Consider the following 15,331-nt stretch of genomic DNA (forward strand, 5'->3'; position numbering starts at 1 on the left):
TTGTATCCATTCAATCGGGTTGGATACATCTTAGCACGCTGTCCGAATTTGCCGGACCACTTCAGACAAACGGTACAGCACGGTTTTTCCTAAGCCTGTTTGCGTTTCTATACGCGATGTTCTTTTTCTTGCCGATGCGCACATCCGTATTTTCCCAACTCTTGTCCTATACAGCGCTTGAGCCAGCATTTCAGGACAAGCTGAACCATCGAATTATTTCCGTTAGCCGGGCAACCATCAAAGGGTCTCTTTTGATCGGCATGATCCAAGGCGCGCTCGGAGGAATGGGGTTCTGGTTGGCTGGTTTTGAAGGCGCCATTTTCTGGTCCGTCATCATGGCGATATTGGCGGCTATCCCTGCGGTTGGGGCCACTCCGGTTGTCCTTGGTGGTGCGATATTCTTGGGCATCGAAGGAGAAACGACAAAAGCGATCATATTGGCGATGTGGGCGGTGATGGTGGTTGGGTCGATTGACAATGTGCTGCGACCAAGGCTGGTTGGTAAAGATGCTGATATGTCGGACTTGTGGATATTTGTCAGCACATTGGGTGGCCTTAGCACATTCGGTCCTGCGGGCTTGGTATTTGGCCCTGTGTTTGCGGGCATATTCATCACGATTTGGACCGAATTATCCGCCCCCAAAGCCATCGCAGACAACCATGCCCCCTCGGAAAGTCAAAACACGAGCAGCACCCACAAGCCCCCCGGGCAAAGCGGTCTGCGATTGACTGCGACAAAAACCGAAATGGAACAGGAGCTGGCCGACCTGAAACGCCAATTAGGTGACCGAGACACCTAACGAAATTGCATCGCATGGATCATACGTGCGCCAAATTCGTAATATGCTGTTTTCAATTGCGTGAAACGTTCGTCATATGCGGGCGTGATCTCAAGCGGCATGGCGGATGTGTCCCCAGCAAGCAGAGCCCGAGCTGCACCCCGCCCTAAGACTGTTCCGGGGCCGATGCCACGCCCCGAATACCCCATCAAACAAAGCGCATTTGCATCAAACGCGATGGCCTTTGGAATATGATCCGCCGTCATCGCGATGTCTCCACTCCAGAGATACGCCAAAGGTTGGTCTTTAAGTTGCGGAAATCGCTGGGAAAGCATGCGTTTCGCCCAAGACGTATGAATATGGTCGCCAAGGCGTGTCGGTTGCCCCATGGCCCCAAATACAAAACGACCTTCTGCATCTTTCCGAAATGATGACATAATCAACGCGGTGTCCCAGCACCCTTCGGAATTTGGCAAAATATCCTGAAGGATATGATCTGGCAAAGGCTGTGTTGCCATTTGAAAATAGCTCACACGCGTAGAGCGATGCGGCGTGTGATTGGCGATATCTTGGTGGTATGCATTTGTGGCAATCAAGATTTTATCTGCGTAAACAGTACCCTGCGGCGTCTTAACGATCCATCTACCATCCTGCGAGGAAAGAGCTTTCGCCGGTGACATGGTGAAAATCTGCGCCCCGGCCTCGGCAGCGACCCGCGCAAGCCCCTGAACGTAAGAAAGGGGCTGAATGGTCCCTGCCCGCGCATCATGCAGTGCGCCGGAAAATGCCGAACTTCCGGTGCGCTTGATCGTTTCAGCGGCATCAAGCAGCGTCACAGGAGCCTGCCGACATTGTTGTTGTGCAAAGCGCATCTGCAGGTCCCGCAGTCCTTTTGAACTGTGGGCGCAATGCAATGTCCCGTTGCGTGTGGCGTCACATTGAATGTCATGTTTTGCGATCAAGTCGAACACGACATCCGGTGCGTCGGCCAGTGCCAAGTTCAACCGATCCCCTTGGGATTTTCCAAGACTGTGACAGACCGCATCTGGAGGCAGCCAAAGTCCGGCGTTGACTAGGCCGACATTTCGCCCCGACCCGCCGTGCCCAATTGTTTGCGCCTCGACAAGCGCCACAGACGCCCCTTGGGCGCGGGCTTCAATGGCTGCAGAGCATCCCGAAAACCCACCACCCACAATGGCAAAATCTACATGAATATCACCGACCAGTAAATTGAATTTCATATATTCTTTTGATGTGTCATTCCACAAACACTGCGCCATCTATCCCCCATATATTTGAACACAGCGCACACCTTGGTGCGATTCAAATCGAGATTAGACACAAGTGTTTAGAGTGCAATCATAAAACGTCGATCACGTACTACCCAAGCGCATATCCAGCGCCGCGGACTGTCCGCAAAGGATCGTCGCCGCCATGCAAACACAGCGCTTTGCGCAAACGGCCGATATGAACATCCACCGTGCGGCTATCGACATAAATATCGCGCCCCCAGACCCGATCAAGCAATTGCTCGCGCGACCAGACACGTCCAGGTTTTTCCATGAACGTCGACAACAACCGAAACTCTGTTGGCCCAAGCTTTAGCGCACTATCCGAGCGCGTGACGCGGTGTGTTTCTGCATCCAGGACGATGTCTTCATAGGTCAGACGTTGCCCCACTGACGCTGGCCGCACACGGCGCAACTGGTTGCGCACACGCGCCATCAATTCCAGCACGGAATACGGTTTTACGACATAATCATCCGCGCCGGTTTCAAGCCCCCGCACGCGATCCACTTCTTCGGACCGCGCCGAAAGCATAATCACCGGAATACCGGACGTCTGGGGTTTGGTTTTCAGGCGACGGCATATTTCGATGCCCGAAATGCCCGGCAACATCCAATCCAAAACGATGATATCTGGCATAACTTCTTGCACCAGCAGAAGCGCTTCGTCGCCGTCAGCAGCACTCACCACCTCAAATCCTTCGGATTGAAGGTTATAAGAAAGAACTTCGCGTTGTGCCGGTTCGTCTTCGACAACAAGAACGGTGGGATGATCGTGGGCCATAATAAGATCGTGCCTTGTTTAGTCTGCGATATGCAATTCGGGTTTGTAATGGTCATCCTTGGGGCGGATGTCATCTGGCATGCTACCAGTCACGAGATAGATGACCTGTTCTGCGATCGAAGTGACGTGATCGCCCATACGTTCGGTATTTTTTGCGATAAAGTGCAGATGCATACACGGTGTAATATAGCGTGGATCTTCCATCATGAATGTCAGAAATTCACGGAATAACGCGTTGTACATCTGATCGATATCATGATCGCGCGCCAAAATATCGTGTGCAAGTTCGACATCACGCTGAATATAGGCGTCCAACGCATCTTTGAGCATCAGCTGAACTTCGCGTGCCATCCGGCGCAAGGCACCCCGCGCGCCTTCAACGGGGGTCATATGCACCAGAACCGACGTGCGCTTGGCCATGTTCTTGGCATAATCCCCGATACGCTCAAGGTTGCCAGAGATTTTCATCACCGACAGAGCCACACGCAAGTCAACGGCTGCAGGCGAGCGCAGCGCGATGAGCTTGATGCATTCATCGTTGATCAGTTCTTCGAGCGCATCAATCGCTTTGTCTGCGTTGCGCACCTGTTCGGCCAGCTCTTCGTCACGGTTCTTGAGTGACTTTGAGGCGTCCAAAATGGCCTCTTCAACGAGCCCGCCCATTTTCATGATGTGCGCCTGAATTTGCTCTAGCTCACGATCAAACGAGGAAACAATGTGATTGTCATTCATGGTGTCTACTCCGTTACCCGATCCGCCCAGTGATGTAGCTTTCTGTGCGTTCATCCTGTGGGGTCGTGAAAATGTTTCCGGTGGCGCCGTATTCAACAAGGTGACCCAAGTGGAAAAAGGCGGTCTTTTGGCTGACGCGGGCGGCCTGTTGCATAGAGTGCGTGACAATCACCACCGAATACTGGTTGCGCAGTTCATCAATCAGCTCTTCAACCTGTGCTGTTGCGATCGGATCCAGTGCAGAGCACGGCTCGTCCATCAACAAAACTTCTGGCTCCGTAGCGATGGCACGCGCAATACACAGACGTTGCTGCTGCCCCCCCGAGAGACCTGTGCCGGGTGCATGCAAGCGGTCTTTGACCTCGTTCCAGATGGCACCGCGACGCAGAGATTTCTCGACGATCTCGTCCAAATCCGCTTTTGACTTGGCCAGCCCGTGAATACGTGGGCCATAGGCAATATTGTCATAGATCGACTTTGGAAACGGGTTCGGCTTTTGAAAGACCATGCCGACCTTGGCGCGCAACTGTACAGGATCGACCTTTTTGTCATAGATGTCTTCGCCATCCAGAATGATGTCGCCTTCGACGCGACAAATATCAATGGTGTCATTCATCCGGTTCAAACAGCGCAGGAACGTCGATTTCCCGCATCCCGAGGGGCCAATAAAGGCCGTCACGGTTTTGGATTCGATTTCGATATCAACGTCTTTGATGGCATGGGTGTCGCCATAGTAGACCTGCACTTTTTTTGCAGAAATCTTGATGTCTTGTTGTTCCACTTGGGCCCCCAAACTTGGTGCGTCATACATGGTTGATGTTCCTCAACTTACCAGCGGCGTTCAAACCGGCGGCGCAGGATCACTGCGATGGTATTCATTGTGACGAGGAAAAGAAGCAGAATGATAATGCCTCCCCATGCTCGTTCGTAAAAGGCGGGGTCTGCGCGTTTGGCCCATTCATAGATTTGCGCGGGCATGGCAGAGTTGGGCGACAAGAGGCCTTCGCCAATCGACGTCGGCGCATTGCTGGCAATAAAGCCAATCATCCCGATCAACAGCAACGGGGCCGTTTCGCCAAGGGCCTGCGCAAGACCAATGATCGTTCCGGTCAGGATACCAGGTGCTGCCAAAGGCAACACGTGGTGAAACACCGATTGCATTTTGCTGGCCCCGACGCCCAATGCAGCGTCACGAATGGACGGGGGCACAGATTTCAACGAGGCACGGGTCGAAATGATGATCGTGGGCAAGGTCATCAATGTCAGCACAAGCCCCCCGACCAAAGGTGCAGATTGCGGCAAGTGCATATAGTTGATGAACACCGCCAGACCCAGAATACCAAACACAATGGATGGCACCGCCGCGAGGTTTGAAATATTCACCTCGATAATATCAGTCCAGATGTTTTGCGGTGCGAATTCTTCAAGATACATCGACGCGGCCACACCGATCGGCAAAGCCAAGGCCAGAACCACCAGCATCATAAACAGTGACCCCATCATCGCGACCCCGATACCGGCGGCCTCGGGGCGCTGGTCTGATGCATCCGCACCGATGATAAAGTCGATGTTGAAGGTCTTGAACAGAACGCCTGCTGCACGCAATTGATCTACAAAATCAAGCTGCGCCGAAGTGATGTTTTTGTCATTGGCAATCGAGTCCCGAGTGACACGACCCTTGAGATATCCATCGACGCGGCTGTTTGCCAAGAACCGGAATTCGACGGTTGTGCCAATTTTATCCGGATTTTCGATCACGAAGTCTCGGAGTTGAGACGCCGCGGACTTGGACAACAACTTTGCCATATCTTTGGTCTTAAGCGCCGTCTCGATGCCTTCGGCGTCAACGGTGGTCTGGAAGGCACCTTTGATGATCGGGGCATAGCCAAAGGTGCTGACCTTTTTGATTTTCTCCAGATCGCGCGTGCCGGATTTATCCAGCTTGGATTCAAGCAGTTCCACATTCATCGTGATGAACGTTTGCTGAAATGCACCAAGGCCTTTGCCAAAGATGGTTACCATCAAGGTCACCAGCATGATCAGACCAATTGCGATGGCCACCATGCCATAGGCTTTAAAGCGCGCCTCGGCGGCATTGCGTTTCTTGGTGCGCGCATCATGCGCATAAAGCGACGATGTCGGCACAGCAGAAGAGTGAGAAGTATCGGTCATTCGTACTGTTCCCGGTATTTGCGCACAATATACAGCGCGAGCACATTCAAGCCCAAAGTAAGGACAAAGAGGGTCAGCCCAAGCGCAAAGGCCACAAGCGTCTCGGGGCTGGCAAAGTCACCATCTCCGGTCAACTGGCTGACGATGCGGGTGGTGATTGTGGTCATCGATTCCAAAGGGTTCACCGAGAACTTGGCAATCGCCCCTGCCCCCATCACCACGATCATGGTTTCGCCAATCGCGCGGCTCGCAGCCAACAGGATGGCCCCCACAATCCCAGGAAGTGCCGCGGGGACAACAACCTGCCGGATGGTTTCCGACTTGGTCGCGCCCAAACCCAGTGATCCGTCACGCATGGATTGAGGCACCGCATTGATAATGTCATCGGACAATGAGGACACAAACGGGATCAGCATAATGCCCATCACAATACCTGCGGTCAGAACCGAGGTTGCGCCGCTCATCCATTCGACACCCAACAGCCCGTTGTCGCCTTGACCAAAGACTTTGACCAACAAGGGGCCCACAGTCAAAAGCGCAAACAAACCGTATACAATGGTCGGAATACCCGCGAGAATTTCAAGCAAAGGTTTGGCAAAGGATCGTGTTTTTGACCCTGCGTATTCCGAAAGATAAATGGCGGCAAACAGCCCCACAGGCACAGCAACCAACAAGGCAATAAACGAAATATACAGCGTGCCCCACAGAAGCGGCAGAATAGACAATTCCGAGTCGCCGCGAAAGTTCGGCGCCCATGTGGTGCCAAAAAAGAAGTCAGTCCAACGGTGCAACCCAAAGAAGTTCACCGATTCAAACAACATCGACAGGACAATGCCGATCGTGGATAGGATGGCGATTGATGCGGCGGCCATCAGAATGACGAGAATGGCCCGCTCCACAACGTTTCTGGCGCGGTATTCAGCCGTACAATGGCGCAGCGCATTTATGAACCCAGCCACAGCCACAAGACAGATCACAATGGTAAGTGCCATGTTCCCCGTGGCGTTTAACGTGCGATACCGTTGCGCCGCCCTAAGAACCTCTGGGCGCACATCTTGACCCAAGGCGACACCAACATCTCCAAGGCGCGCGCGCAAGTCGGTGAATTCGGACCGCACTGAATTTGCTTCAGATGCGCTCATCGCGCCTTTTTCAACCGCGACGTCCAACCCCTCGGCCACACGGCGCACATCAGACATCACAAGTCCGGTGGTGGTGTTTTCGGGGATCAACTCGGGGGGGATCATTGCCGACACAGCGCGATCGATCAGCATAGGTTGCGCGAGCAACCAAACAATCAAAACCCCAAAGGAAGGCACAAGCACAGACAGGGCCACGTTGGCCCCGTAATAGTTTGGCAAAGAATGCAATTTACGGCTGTCACCGCCTGCGGATTTCAGGGCACGCTGGCGCCCCATGATAAATCCGAGAGCTGCGAGGCCAAGAATGATAAGGACGAGCCAGAGAACGGGCATGGACGAACCGCCGAGAGTTAAAGGAAAGGTGCAGGCGGCACGAGGGAGCGCCACCTGCGGTAAGCCGAAGCTTACATGTTTGAGCCGAGGATTGCTTCGTCAGCAACGGCATTCTGTGTGTCAGACAGTTCTGGGTCAGCGACCAAACCGTATTCGGACAACGGACCATCTGGACCAGCGATTTCATCAGCGATGAAAAACTCTGCGTATTCTTTCAGGCCTGGGATCACGCCGATGTGGGCTTTCTTGACGTAGAAGAACAACGGACGCGACACAGGATATTCACCAGTCGAGATCGACTCTGTCGAAGGCACGATGCCGGACATGGTTGCAACCTGAAGCTTGTCAGTGTTGTTTTCATAGAAAGCCAGACCAAACACGCCGATGCCGTCTTTGTTGCTTTCGATACGGGCCAGAGTTTCTGTATAGTCGCCGTCGATGTCGACCGAACGACCATCTGTGCGCAGGCTGATACAGGCTTTCTCAGCGGCTTTCTTTTTCTTCTTGGCTGTGTCGCCTTCGGCGTGGGCCAGAATGTGTTCAAATGCGCCTGTGGCTTCACAGCCGGCCAAGATCACTTTGTCTTCGAAGACTTCGCGAGTACCGTGCTTGGTGCCCGGGATGAACGCTTGGATGTCTTGTGCTGGGAAGTTCGGGTTCACATCAGCCCAAGTTTTGGCTGTGTTTTCGACCATCTTGCCGTCAACCATAACTTTGTCAGACAGCGCAAGGAACCAATCCGTTGGGGTGAATTCAAAGTTGTTGCCGTTGAGGTCGGACGCGAACACGATCCCATCATATCCGATGCGCACTTCGATGATGTCGGTCACACCGTTCTCAGCGCATTTCTTGATTTCTTTGTCTTTGATTTTGCGCGATGCGTTTGCAACGTCGATTGTGTTTTCGCCAACACCTTCACAGAAGCGCTTCAGACCAGCGGAAGAGCCACCTGATTCAACAACGGGGGTCGGGAAATCAAAGTTCTCGCCAAAGGCTTCAGCAACGATAGAAGCGTAAGGCAGAACGGTCGACGAACCAGCAACCTGAACTTGGTCACGAGCAGCAGCGGAAGTGGCAGCAACGGCGGCGATGGCCAGAGCCGAGGCGGTCAGTTTGACGGACATTGATGTAACTCCATGATTGTGACCTTCTTCGTGAAGGTCTTGGGAGCGTGCTAAGAGCCGCTGGCAAAGCTTTTGTGACGAGTGTGTAACACTTTCATGACAGACGCGGCCTACATCAGAAAAATATTAACTTTTGGGCAGAATTACTGTGAAAGTGCTGCCGCCATCCAAGGTGCTTTCTACCTTAAGGCGTCCGCGGTGACGATTCAGGATGTGTTTTACAATCGCCAGCCCCAAACCTGTGCCGCCCATTTCTCGCGATCTATGGGAATCGATCCGATAAAACCGCTCGGTCAGGCGCGGAATATGAATGGGATCAATACCCGGGCCATTGTCTGTCACCGAAATCAAAAAGGCCGGCTGCGCCAACACAGCATCGCGCCGCGTCTCCGAACAGGATACTTTGACCTCGGTCCCCTGCCCGCCATATTTCAGGGCATTCTCGATCAAATTGGTAAACACCTGCATCATCTGATCAGAATCTGCCGTGATCAGATTGGGCATTTCCGGCGCCGCATACAAAATCTGGCCACCATTTTCCTCAGCCACAGTGCTTAAATTACGAATAGCTGACCGGATCAAAGCATCAATGTCCAACGGTGTCGTTGGGCGCATACGCGCGTCTTCTTCCACTCGGCTAAGCGATAGCAGGTCACCAACAAGGCGATTCATGCGACTGGCCTCGCTGGCCATGATATTCAAAAATCGATCATGTGCCTGAGGATCATCCCGCGCGGGGCCCTGCAATGTTTCGATAAATCCCAGAATGGCCGTAAGCGGTGTGCGCAATTCGTGACTGACATTTGCAACAAAATCCCTGCGCATCTGATCCGCCTGCTGAAGGTGGGTCACATCGGTAAAGCACATCAACACGCCCTCCACCGTCTCTGTGTGCACCACGGACAACGTCACATCATACCGCACTTGGTGCGGGCCATCACTGTGGTGGTAGATCGCGCGTTGTGGCTTGCGCGACTGGATACACGTATCCAGTGCATCGATCAGGTTGGGTTGACGAAACACCAGCACAAACGGACGTTCATCCGCTGCTTTTGCGTTTAAGGTCACAGCGGGCGCATTTGCACCCAAGATGCGTGCATCCAGCCCCACAAACACGGCTGGCATTGGCACAGCATCAAGAAAAGATTGTACTGGAGATATTGTCATAGCACGGCCCACACATTGCCTTTGCCCAACACTTCCCGAGCAAGGGCATTTTGTAAACCTGTAATGAAGACTGTGTTACCAAAACTTCACAAACCGCATTAACTGTTACTTATCAGCTAATTAGATTCACAAAGTTCATCCAATCAACTTGTCTCTGCAGAAAGCGGGCGCAGTCCACTACGAAAGCGCCGCATATTTTCCTGATAATGCAACGCACTGGCGCGCAGGCCGTTTATGGCAGCTTCATCCAGTTCCCGCACCACTTTTCCAGGGGTGCCCATCACCAACGATCCATCCGGAATGACTTTGCCTTCGGTGATCAACGCACCAGCTCCGATAAGACAGTTCTTCCCAATTACGGCCCCGTTCAAGATGGTCGCGCCCATACCAACCAGACTGTTGTCGCCAATGGTACATCCATGCAGCATCGCCTTGTGCCCGATGGTACAGCCCGCCCCGATCGTCAGAGGAAACCCGATATCCGTATGCATGACGGTGCTTTCCTGAACATTGCTTCCGGCGCCAACTCGGATTTCTTCGTTGTCACCGCGCAGCGTACACCCGAACCAGACCGATGCCGCTTGTTCGATCACAATCGACCCAATCAAATTTGCGTCTGGCGCCACCCATGTATCCTCTTCAAGCACGGGCGCTGTATCGTCCAAAGCGTACAATGGCATTATGACATCTCCTCGAATTCAGATTGCAGCGACCGGACATGGGTCTGCAAGGCAGGTTGTTGTTCGCGCCGCATGCGCTCCGCGCTGATAATGGTTTTCAGATGGGCTTCGGTGGCATCAAGATCGTCGTTGACCAACACATAATCATACGCCCCCCAGTGGCTGATCTCGTCCCAGCTCTTTTGCATCCGTTTGCTGATGACGTCCTCGCTATCTTGTGCGCGCGCCACCAATCGGCGATGCAGCTCTGAAATTGATGGAGGTAAAATAAAAATCGACAGCGCATGTTTGCCAAGATCGGAATTGCGAATTTGCTGTTCGCCCTGCCAGTCCACATCAAACAACACGTCCTGACCGGAATTGATCGTTTTCTTAACGGGGCCAGCCGGCGAGCCATAAAAATTGCCGAACACGTGCGCATGCTCAAGCATATCGCCATCGGTGACTTGTTTGCGAAAGTCGTCCTCGCTCAAAAAATAGTATTCGCGCCCGTGTTCTTCGCCCGTCCGCGGTGCACGTGTGGTGGCCGACACCGAAAAGCTCAGGCTCGGGTCCCACTGCATCAAGCGGCGCGCCAATGTGGATTTTCCAGCCCCCGAAGGCGACGACAGAATGATTAAAAGGCCACGTCTGTTTGTCATTTCCATTATTCCACGTTTTGAACCTGTTCACGCAACTGATCTATGACTGCCTTAAGATCCAACCCGATACGGGTCAGGTCTACGGATTGAGACTTAGAGCATAACGTGTTGGCTTCTCTATTAAATTCTTGCATGAGAAAATCAAGCTTGCGCCCCACAGGGCCTGTGCTGGCCATGAGATCATGCGCTGCATCGACATGCGCGCGCAACCGATCCAGTTCTTCCATCACGTCGGATTTGACCGCCAGCATCGCCAGTTCCTGCGCCACGCGCGCCTCGTCCGCACCATCGGCATTCTCAAGCACCCGCGCGAGATTGCTCCGCAACTGGGCCGCGACATCATCCCGACGCGCAAGGGCCGCTGCTTGGGCCGCTTGGGTCAGCGCGGCAATTTGGGTCAGCTGGTCGTTCAAAACGCGCTCAAGGGCGTCTCCCTCGCTTTGACGCATCTGCAAAAAACTGGCCAGCAGCGTTGGAAATTGCGCAAGGATCGCCTTGGACAACGCTTTGGTATCATTTTCAGAACTGGCCGTATCCAAGACGCCGCGCAACGCCAAAAGATCGCTTGCCTTAGAGGGCGCCAAGGATATTCCGCGATCCATGGCCTGAGTTTCCACCTCGTTCATGGCATCAAGCACAGCAGACAACTGCGCCGCATTTAGAACCAGCGCACCGTCTTCCTCTTCGCGCTGCACCCGAAGCACCAAAGACACAGATCCGCGTGCCAATGCCTTGCCCAGATCGCGCCGCAGGGCAACCTCAAGACCTTCAATCCAGTCGGGCACGCGCAGGCGCAGATCAAGCCCCTTGGCGTTCACACTGCGGATATCCCAAGCCCAGCTAAAGCCGTCAGACGTGCCGCGAAGGGCAGAAAAACCAGTCATTGAGTGCAACAAAGTGGGCTCCTGTGTGTTGGTGCACAGTCACCTAATGCGAATATGGGGGTTGGTGCAAGGCGCACCACCGGATCATTGCCAAGAGGTTAACCACTTACGCAGGTTTTTCCCTAAAATTCGTGGAAATATGGAATATTAAGGAAGTGTTAAGACCTGAATGTCTGCGACTGATCCGACATCACCCAATCACCGCAACGCATGGTCCGCACGTAAGTTTGTAGTTTTTCGTGCAACTGGGCGTTTTTGCTCCACCCGAACTTGCGCGACAATGAGTGAGGTAAAGATCATGTGGACGACTGGCGCGAAAACCTTGGTATCTCATCCACGCCGTTCTGCGGCGCTGGGAGAAATCGAGGCCTACTGGCAGGCCTTGCGCCAAGACGGCCACGTCCCTGCCCGCGCAGATGTCGACCCGCGCGGATTACAGCGCGCATTATCCCATGCCTTTATCTTGGAACGCATGGCACCGGGCATGGCGCGGGTGCGGGTGTCCGGCCAATCGGTCAATCAAGTGCTGGGCATGGATATGCGCGGCATGCCAATTTCGTCTTTGTTCACCGCAGGCGCCCGAGACGGCTTTCGCGACATTCTGGAACAAGTGTTTTGCGGCCCATCAATGGCGACGCTTCGATTGACAAGCCGACAAGGATACCTGCGCGCACCGCTAGAGGCCGAGATGATGATGTTGCCATTGCGCGGAAGCCGTGAAGATGTCACGCGCATATTGGGCGGATTGGTGGTGAACGGGGACATCGGCCGCGACGCCCGCAGGTTCGACATCAAAAACAGCTTTGCGCGCAGACTTGGGGTGCCAAACGATCCTCCTCACGAAATCGCCCAAGACACACAGCATTCACACATAATTTCATTGGATGACACACGGTTCAAGCCGACAAAAGCCGCACACCTGCGGGTGCTCATGTCGGAAACCTAAGACCTCGGCACGCATGCATACAGCACCGAGGCAAGATGGCCTGCAAGGCAAGGAACATTTGGACATGGCATCCTTGCCTTGCAGGTTTTTTGATCGACCTTAGACCGCTTGGGCCAAGCGTGTTTGACGCAAAGCAGACAGTTCTTCTGCAACAAGGAACGCCAACTCGAGCGATTGCGACGCGTTCAGGCGCGGATCGCACGCGGTGTGGTAACGGTCAGACAGGTTTTCTTCGGTCACCGCACGCACGCCACCGGTACACTCGGTCACGTCCTGGCCAGTCATTTCAAAATGAACACCGCCCGGCACGGTTCCTTCGGCCTTATGCACGCCAAAGAATTCCCGTACTTCACGCAGAACACTTTCGAACGGACGGGTTTTATACCCTGTCGCTGACTTGATCGTGTTGCCATGCATTGGGTCACATGTCCAAAGCACGTTCGCACCTTCTTCTTGCACTGCTTTGACCAAGCGTGGCAAATGCTCGCCAACTGATCCGGCCCCAAAACGGGCGATCAAGGTCAAACGCCCTGCTTCGTTTTCCGGGTTCAGCTTGGCCATCAGCACCTTAAGGTCTTCGGCCGTCGTCGTTGGCCCGCATTTCAGCCCGATCGGGTTTTGAACACCGCGACAGAATTCAACATGCGCCCCATCAGGTTGACGCGTGCGATCCCCGATCCAGATCATGTGCCCGGACCCAGCCAGCCATTTGTCGGACGTCGAATCAAGACGCGTTAGCGCCTCTTCATATTCAAGCAACAGGCCTTCGTGGCTGGTGTAGAAATCAACGGTCCGCAGAGAATGCGATGTCGAGCTGTTCACACCTGCGGCGCTCATGAAATCAAGCGTGTCGCTGATACGATTGGCCATGTCACGATATTTGGCCGCCTTTTCGCCCTCGGTAAAGCCCAGTGTCCAGCTGTGGACCTGCTCAACGTCAGCATAGCCACCTGTCGAAAACGCCCGCAACAGGTTCAGCGTCGCCGCCGCCTGTGTATAGGCCTGAAGCATTTTCCGAGGATCAGGGATGCGTGAAGACGAGGTGAAATCAAGCTCGTTGATGATATCACCGCGATAGCTGGGCAGTTCGACGCCATCAATCACTTCGGTTGGCGCAGAGCGCGGCTTGGCGAACTGGCCAGCCATGCGGCCAACTTTGACCACGGGCACCTTGGCACCATAAGTCAAAACCATCGCCATTTGCAGCATCACTTTGAAGGTGTCGCGAATCTGGTCGGCGCTAAATTGCGAGAAGCTTTCGGCGCAATCCCCACCCTGAAGCAGGAATGCCTCGCCGCGTGCTGCGGCCCCGAGCTGTTCTTTCAAGCGGCGCGCCTCACCAGCAAAGACCAGCGGCGGATAGCTTGCTAGCTGGGCCTCCACGGCCTTCAGCGCGTCCTCATCCGTATAGTCAGGCATCTGTACTCGCGGTTTTGCGCGCCATCCAGATTTTTGCCATTCTGCCATTGTCTTTCTCCGGTAACAAAAGTTGCAAGCACCTCTATACAAAAGCTCTTGAGCATTCGCCATATCTGAATTATCGGCCTTGACCTGCGCCCCCATTACGGCGCTAACATTCCCTTCAGATTTAGATGCAGACGCATCACAGACAGGAAAGGCCGCCATGTCACACATTCGACGTGCAGGTGAACAGACCCATCCGGATACTAAGGCAAGGCGCTTTGTCTTTGTTTTACTTGATGATTTCACACTTTTGTCTTTTGCTTCTGCGTTGGATTGTCTGCGCCTTGCCAACCGCCGCGCCGGGAGATCCATCTATGAATGGACCCTTGTGGGTGACGGCGGAGGTACGGTTGTAAGCTCGACAGACACCGAAATTAAGCTTGATGGTGACCTGTGTGAATTACATCGGGACGATACGATTGTCTTGTGCGGCGGGACAAATATCCAAAAAGCGACCAGCAAAAAGCTGATCAATTGGGTGCGACGTGAATCACGTAAAGGTGCCAAGATTGCCGGTCTGTGCACGGCGGCCTATGTTGTGGCCAAAGCTGGGTTACTTGATGGTAAGAGCGCAACCATCCATTGGGAAAACCAAGACAGCTTTTCCGAAGAGTTCCCCGAAGTCGAACTGCGCAAATCTGTTTTCACAATTGATGGCAACCGCATGACGACCGCTGGCGGAACGTCATCTCTTGATATGTTCTTGCAAATTATTGCGGATGATCAGGGCGAGGAAATCGCAAACTGGGTCGCAGATCAACAAATCTATAGCTCAATCCGGACCGATCAGGATACGCAGCGGCTTTCGGTTCCGACGCGCATTGGGGTGCGTCACCCGAAACTGAGCCAAGTCATCCAAATGATGGAAAGCAATATTGAAGACCCGATCAGCCCATCCTTGCTTGCCAAAGATGTGGGCATGTCCACCCGCCAACTTGAAAGGCTGTTCCGCCGTTACCTGAACCGGAGCCCCAAGCGCTATTACATGGAGCTGCGGCTTCAGAAAGCGCGCAACCTGTTGATGCAAACCGATATGAGTGTGATCAATGTGGCTTTGGCCTGTGGTTTTGCGTCACCAAGCCATTTTTCCAAGTGTTATCGTGCCCATTACGAAACAACTCCGTATCGTGAACGCGGCACGCAGGCGAGCAAACACCTGCTTTCATAGCAACCCTGAGCAGAGACGTTTTGGCTCAC

The 15,331-nt window shown here is 53.8% G+C and carries 15 protein-coding genes; 3 read left to right on the plus strand and 12 right to left on the minus strand.

The features are described 5' to 3' along the window. Positions 1 to 800 (plus strand): AI-2E family transporter (locus FAP39_RS06855; protein WP_138015661.1); only part of this gene is annotated, 800 nt, incomplete at its 5' end. Here FAP39_RS06855 and FAP39_RS06860 read toward each other — a convergent pair. The 11 genes from FAP39_RS06860 to FAP39_RS06910 form a co-directional block, all read right to left on the minus strand. Beyond that, positions 797 to 2,020 (minus strand): NAD(P)/FAD-dependent oxidoreductase, encoded by a 1,224-nt coding sequence (locus tag FAP39_RS06860; RefSeq protein ID WP_246058982.1) that lies wholly within the window; start codon positions 2,018 to 2,020, stop codon positions 797 to 799. The two genes, FAP39_RS06855 and FAP39_RS06860, sit on opposite strands and share 4 nt — an antisense overlap. A 139-nt stretch (positions 2,021 to 2,159) precedes the next feature. Continuing rightward, positions 2,160 to 2,849, minus strand: coding sequence for a phosphate regulon transcriptional regulator PhoB (gene phoB, locus FAP39_RS06865; protein WP_138015663.1), 690 nt, complete (start codon positions 2,847 to 2,849; stop codon positions 2,160 to 2,162). Positions 2,850 to 2,867: 18 nt separating this feature from the next. Next, entirely contained in the window at positions 2,868 to 3,581 is a 714-nt protein-coding gene (phoU, locus tag FAP39_RS06870; protein WP_138015664.1) for a phosphate signaling complex protein PhoU, read from the minus strand. Positions 3,582 to 3,594: 13 nt separating this feature from the next. After that, positions 3,595 to 4,392 (minus strand): phosphate ABC transporter ATP-binding protein PstB, encoded by a 798-nt coding sequence (gene pstB / locus FAP39_RS06875; RefSeq protein ID WP_138015665.1) that lies wholly within the window; start codon positions 4,390 to 4,392, stop codon positions 3,595 to 3,597. A 17-nt stretch (positions 4,393 to 4,409) separates the two neighbouring features. Then, positions 4,410 to 5,753, minus strand: a complete 1,344-nt coding sequence (pstA, locus tag FAP39_RS06880; RefSeq protein ID WP_138015666.1) for a phosphate ABC transporter permease PstA — start codon at positions 5,751 to 5,753, stop codon at positions 4,410 to 4,412. Next, positions 5,750 to 7,228, minus strand: coding sequence for a phosphate ABC transporter permease subunit PstC (pstC, locus tag FAP39_RS06885; protein WP_138015667.1), 1,479 nt, complete (start codon positions 7,226 to 7,228; stop codon positions 5,750 to 5,752). The genes pstA and pstC overlap by 4 nt, the downstream gene beginning before the upstream one ends. 71 nt (positions 7,229 to 7,299) lie before the next feature. Beyond that, positions 7,300 to 8,352: a substrate-binding domain-containing protein gene (locus FAP39_RS06890; protein ID WP_138015668.1), complete on the minus strand. Its 1,053-nt coding sequence runs from the start codon at positions 8,350 to 8,352 to the stop codon at positions 7,300 to 7,302. 126 nt (positions 8,353 to 8,478) lie between these two features. Further along, positions 8,479 to 9,519 carry a sensor histidine kinase gene (locus FAP39_RS06895; protein ID WP_138015669.1) on the minus strand — a complete coding sequence of 347 codons (1,041 nt, stop codon included), beginning with the start codon at positions 9,517 to 9,519 and terminating at the stop codon, positions 8,479 to 8,481. A gap of 143 nt (positions 9,520 to 9,662) precedes the next feature. Further along, positions 9,663 to 10,199, minus strand: coding sequence for a gamma carbonic anhydrase family protein (locus FAP39_RS06900; RefSeq protein WP_138015670.1), 537 nt, complete (start codon positions 10,197 to 10,199; stop codon positions 9,663 to 9,665). Continuing rightward, complete coding sequence (gene gmk, locus FAP39_RS06905; protein ID WP_138015671.1) at positions 10,199 to 10,840, minus strand: guanylate kinase; 642 nt, start codon at positions 10,838 to 10,840, stop codon at positions 10,199 to 10,201. The genes FAP39_RS06900 and gmk overlap by 1 nt, the downstream gene beginning before the upstream one ends. Before the next feature lie 5 nt (positions 10,841 to 10,845). Beyond that, complete coding sequence (locus FAP39_RS06910; protein ID WP_138015793.1) at positions 10,846 to 11,724, minus strand: YicC/YloC family endoribonuclease; 879 nt, start codon at positions 11,722 to 11,724, stop codon at positions 10,846 to 10,848. Positions 11,725 to 12,022: 298 nt separating this feature from the next. On the opposite strand from FAP39_RS06910, the gene FAP39_RS06915 reads away from it, so the two are divergent. After that, positions 12,023 to 12,670: a PAS domain-containing protein gene (locus FAP39_RS06915; protein WP_171006798.1), complete on the plus strand. Its 648-nt coding sequence runs from the start codon at positions 12,023 to 12,025 to the stop codon at positions 12,668 to 12,670. 99 nt (positions 12,671 to 12,769) lie between these two features. On the opposite strand, the gene FAP39_RS06920 is transcribed toward FAP39_RS06915, so the two are convergent. Continuing rightward, a complete protein-coding gene (locus tag FAP39_RS06920; protein ID WP_138015673.1) occupies positions 12,770 to 14,137 on the minus strand; it encodes a class II 3-deoxy-7-phosphoheptulonate synthase in 1,368 nt (455 codons plus the stop codon). Between the two features lie 157 nt (positions 14,138 to 14,294). Between FAP39_RS06920 and FAP39_RS06925 the strand changes: the two genes are divergently transcribed. After that, the gene (locus tag FAP39_RS06925; protein ID WP_138015674.1) at positions 14,295 to 15,302 is read left to right on the plus strand and encodes a GlxA family transcriptional regulator; all 1,008 of its coding nucleotides are present in this window, start codon (positions 14,295 to 14,297) and stop codon (positions 15,300 to 15,302) included. Positions 15,303 to 15,331 lie beyond the last annotated feature (29 nt).

This window comes from Shimia litoralis (assembly GCF_005518135.1).
GTDB classification, from domain to species: Bacteria; Pseudomonadota; Alphaproteobacteria; order Rhodobacterales; family Rhodobacteraceae; genus Shimia_E; species Shimia_E litoralis.

Excerpts from the sequence above, each read along its gene's own strand:
- FAP39_RS06860 (WP_246058982.1), bottom strand. The coding sequence starts at position 2,020 with ATGAAATTCAATTTACTGGTCGGTGATATTCATGTAGATTTTGCCATT.
- phoB (WP_138015663.1), bottom strand. The coding sequence starts at position 2,849 with ATGGCCCACGATCATCCCACCGTTCTTGTTGTCGAAGACGAACCGGCA.
- phoU (WP_138015664.1), bottom strand. The coding sequence starts at position 3,581 with ATGAATGACAATCACATTGTTTCCTCGTTTGATCGTGAGCTAGAGCAA.
- pstB (WP_138015665.1), bottom strand. The coding sequence starts at position 4,392 with ATGTATGACGCACCAAGTTTGGGGGCCCAAGTGGAACAACAAGACATC.
- pstA (WP_138015666.1), bottom strand. The coding sequence starts at position 5,753 with ATGACCGATACTTCTCACTCTTCTGCTGTGCCGACATCGTCGCTTTAT.
- pstC (WP_138015667.1), bottom strand. The coding sequence starts at position 7,228 with ATGCCCGTTCTCTGGCTCGTCCTTATCATTCTTGGCCTCGCAGCTCTC.
- FAP39_RS06890 (WP_138015668.1), bottom strand. The coding sequence starts at position 8,352 with ATGTCCGTCAAACTGACCGCCTCGGCTCTGGCCATCGCCGCCGTTGCT.
- FAP39_RS06895 (WP_138015669.1), bottom strand. The coding sequence starts at position 9,519 with ATGACAATATCTCCAGTACAATCTTTTCTTGATGCTGTGCCAATGCCA.
- FAP39_RS06900 (WP_138015670.1), bottom strand. The coding sequence starts at position 10,199 with ATGCCATTGTACGCTTTGGACGATACAGCGCCCGTGCTTGAAGAGGAT.
- gmk (WP_138015671.1), bottom strand. The coding sequence starts at position 10,840 with ATGACAAACAGACGTGGCCTTTTAATCATTCTGTCGTCGCCTTCGGGG.
- FAP39_RS06910 (WP_138015793.1), bottom strand. The coding sequence starts at position 11,724 with ATGACTGGTTTTTCTGCCCTTCGCGGCACGTCTGACGGCTTTAGCTGG.
- FAP39_RS06915 (WP_171006798.1), top strand. The coding sequence starts at position 12,023 with ATGTGGACGACTGGCGCGAAAACCTTGGTATCTCATCCACGCCGTTCT.
- FAP39_RS06920 (WP_138015673.1), bottom strand. The coding sequence starts at position 14,137 with ATGGCAGAATGGCAAAAATCTGGATGGCGCGCAAAACCGCGAGTACAG.
- FAP39_RS06925 (WP_138015674.1), top strand. The coding sequence starts at position 14,295 with ATGTCACACATTCGACGTGCAGGTGAACAGACCCATCCGGATACTAAG.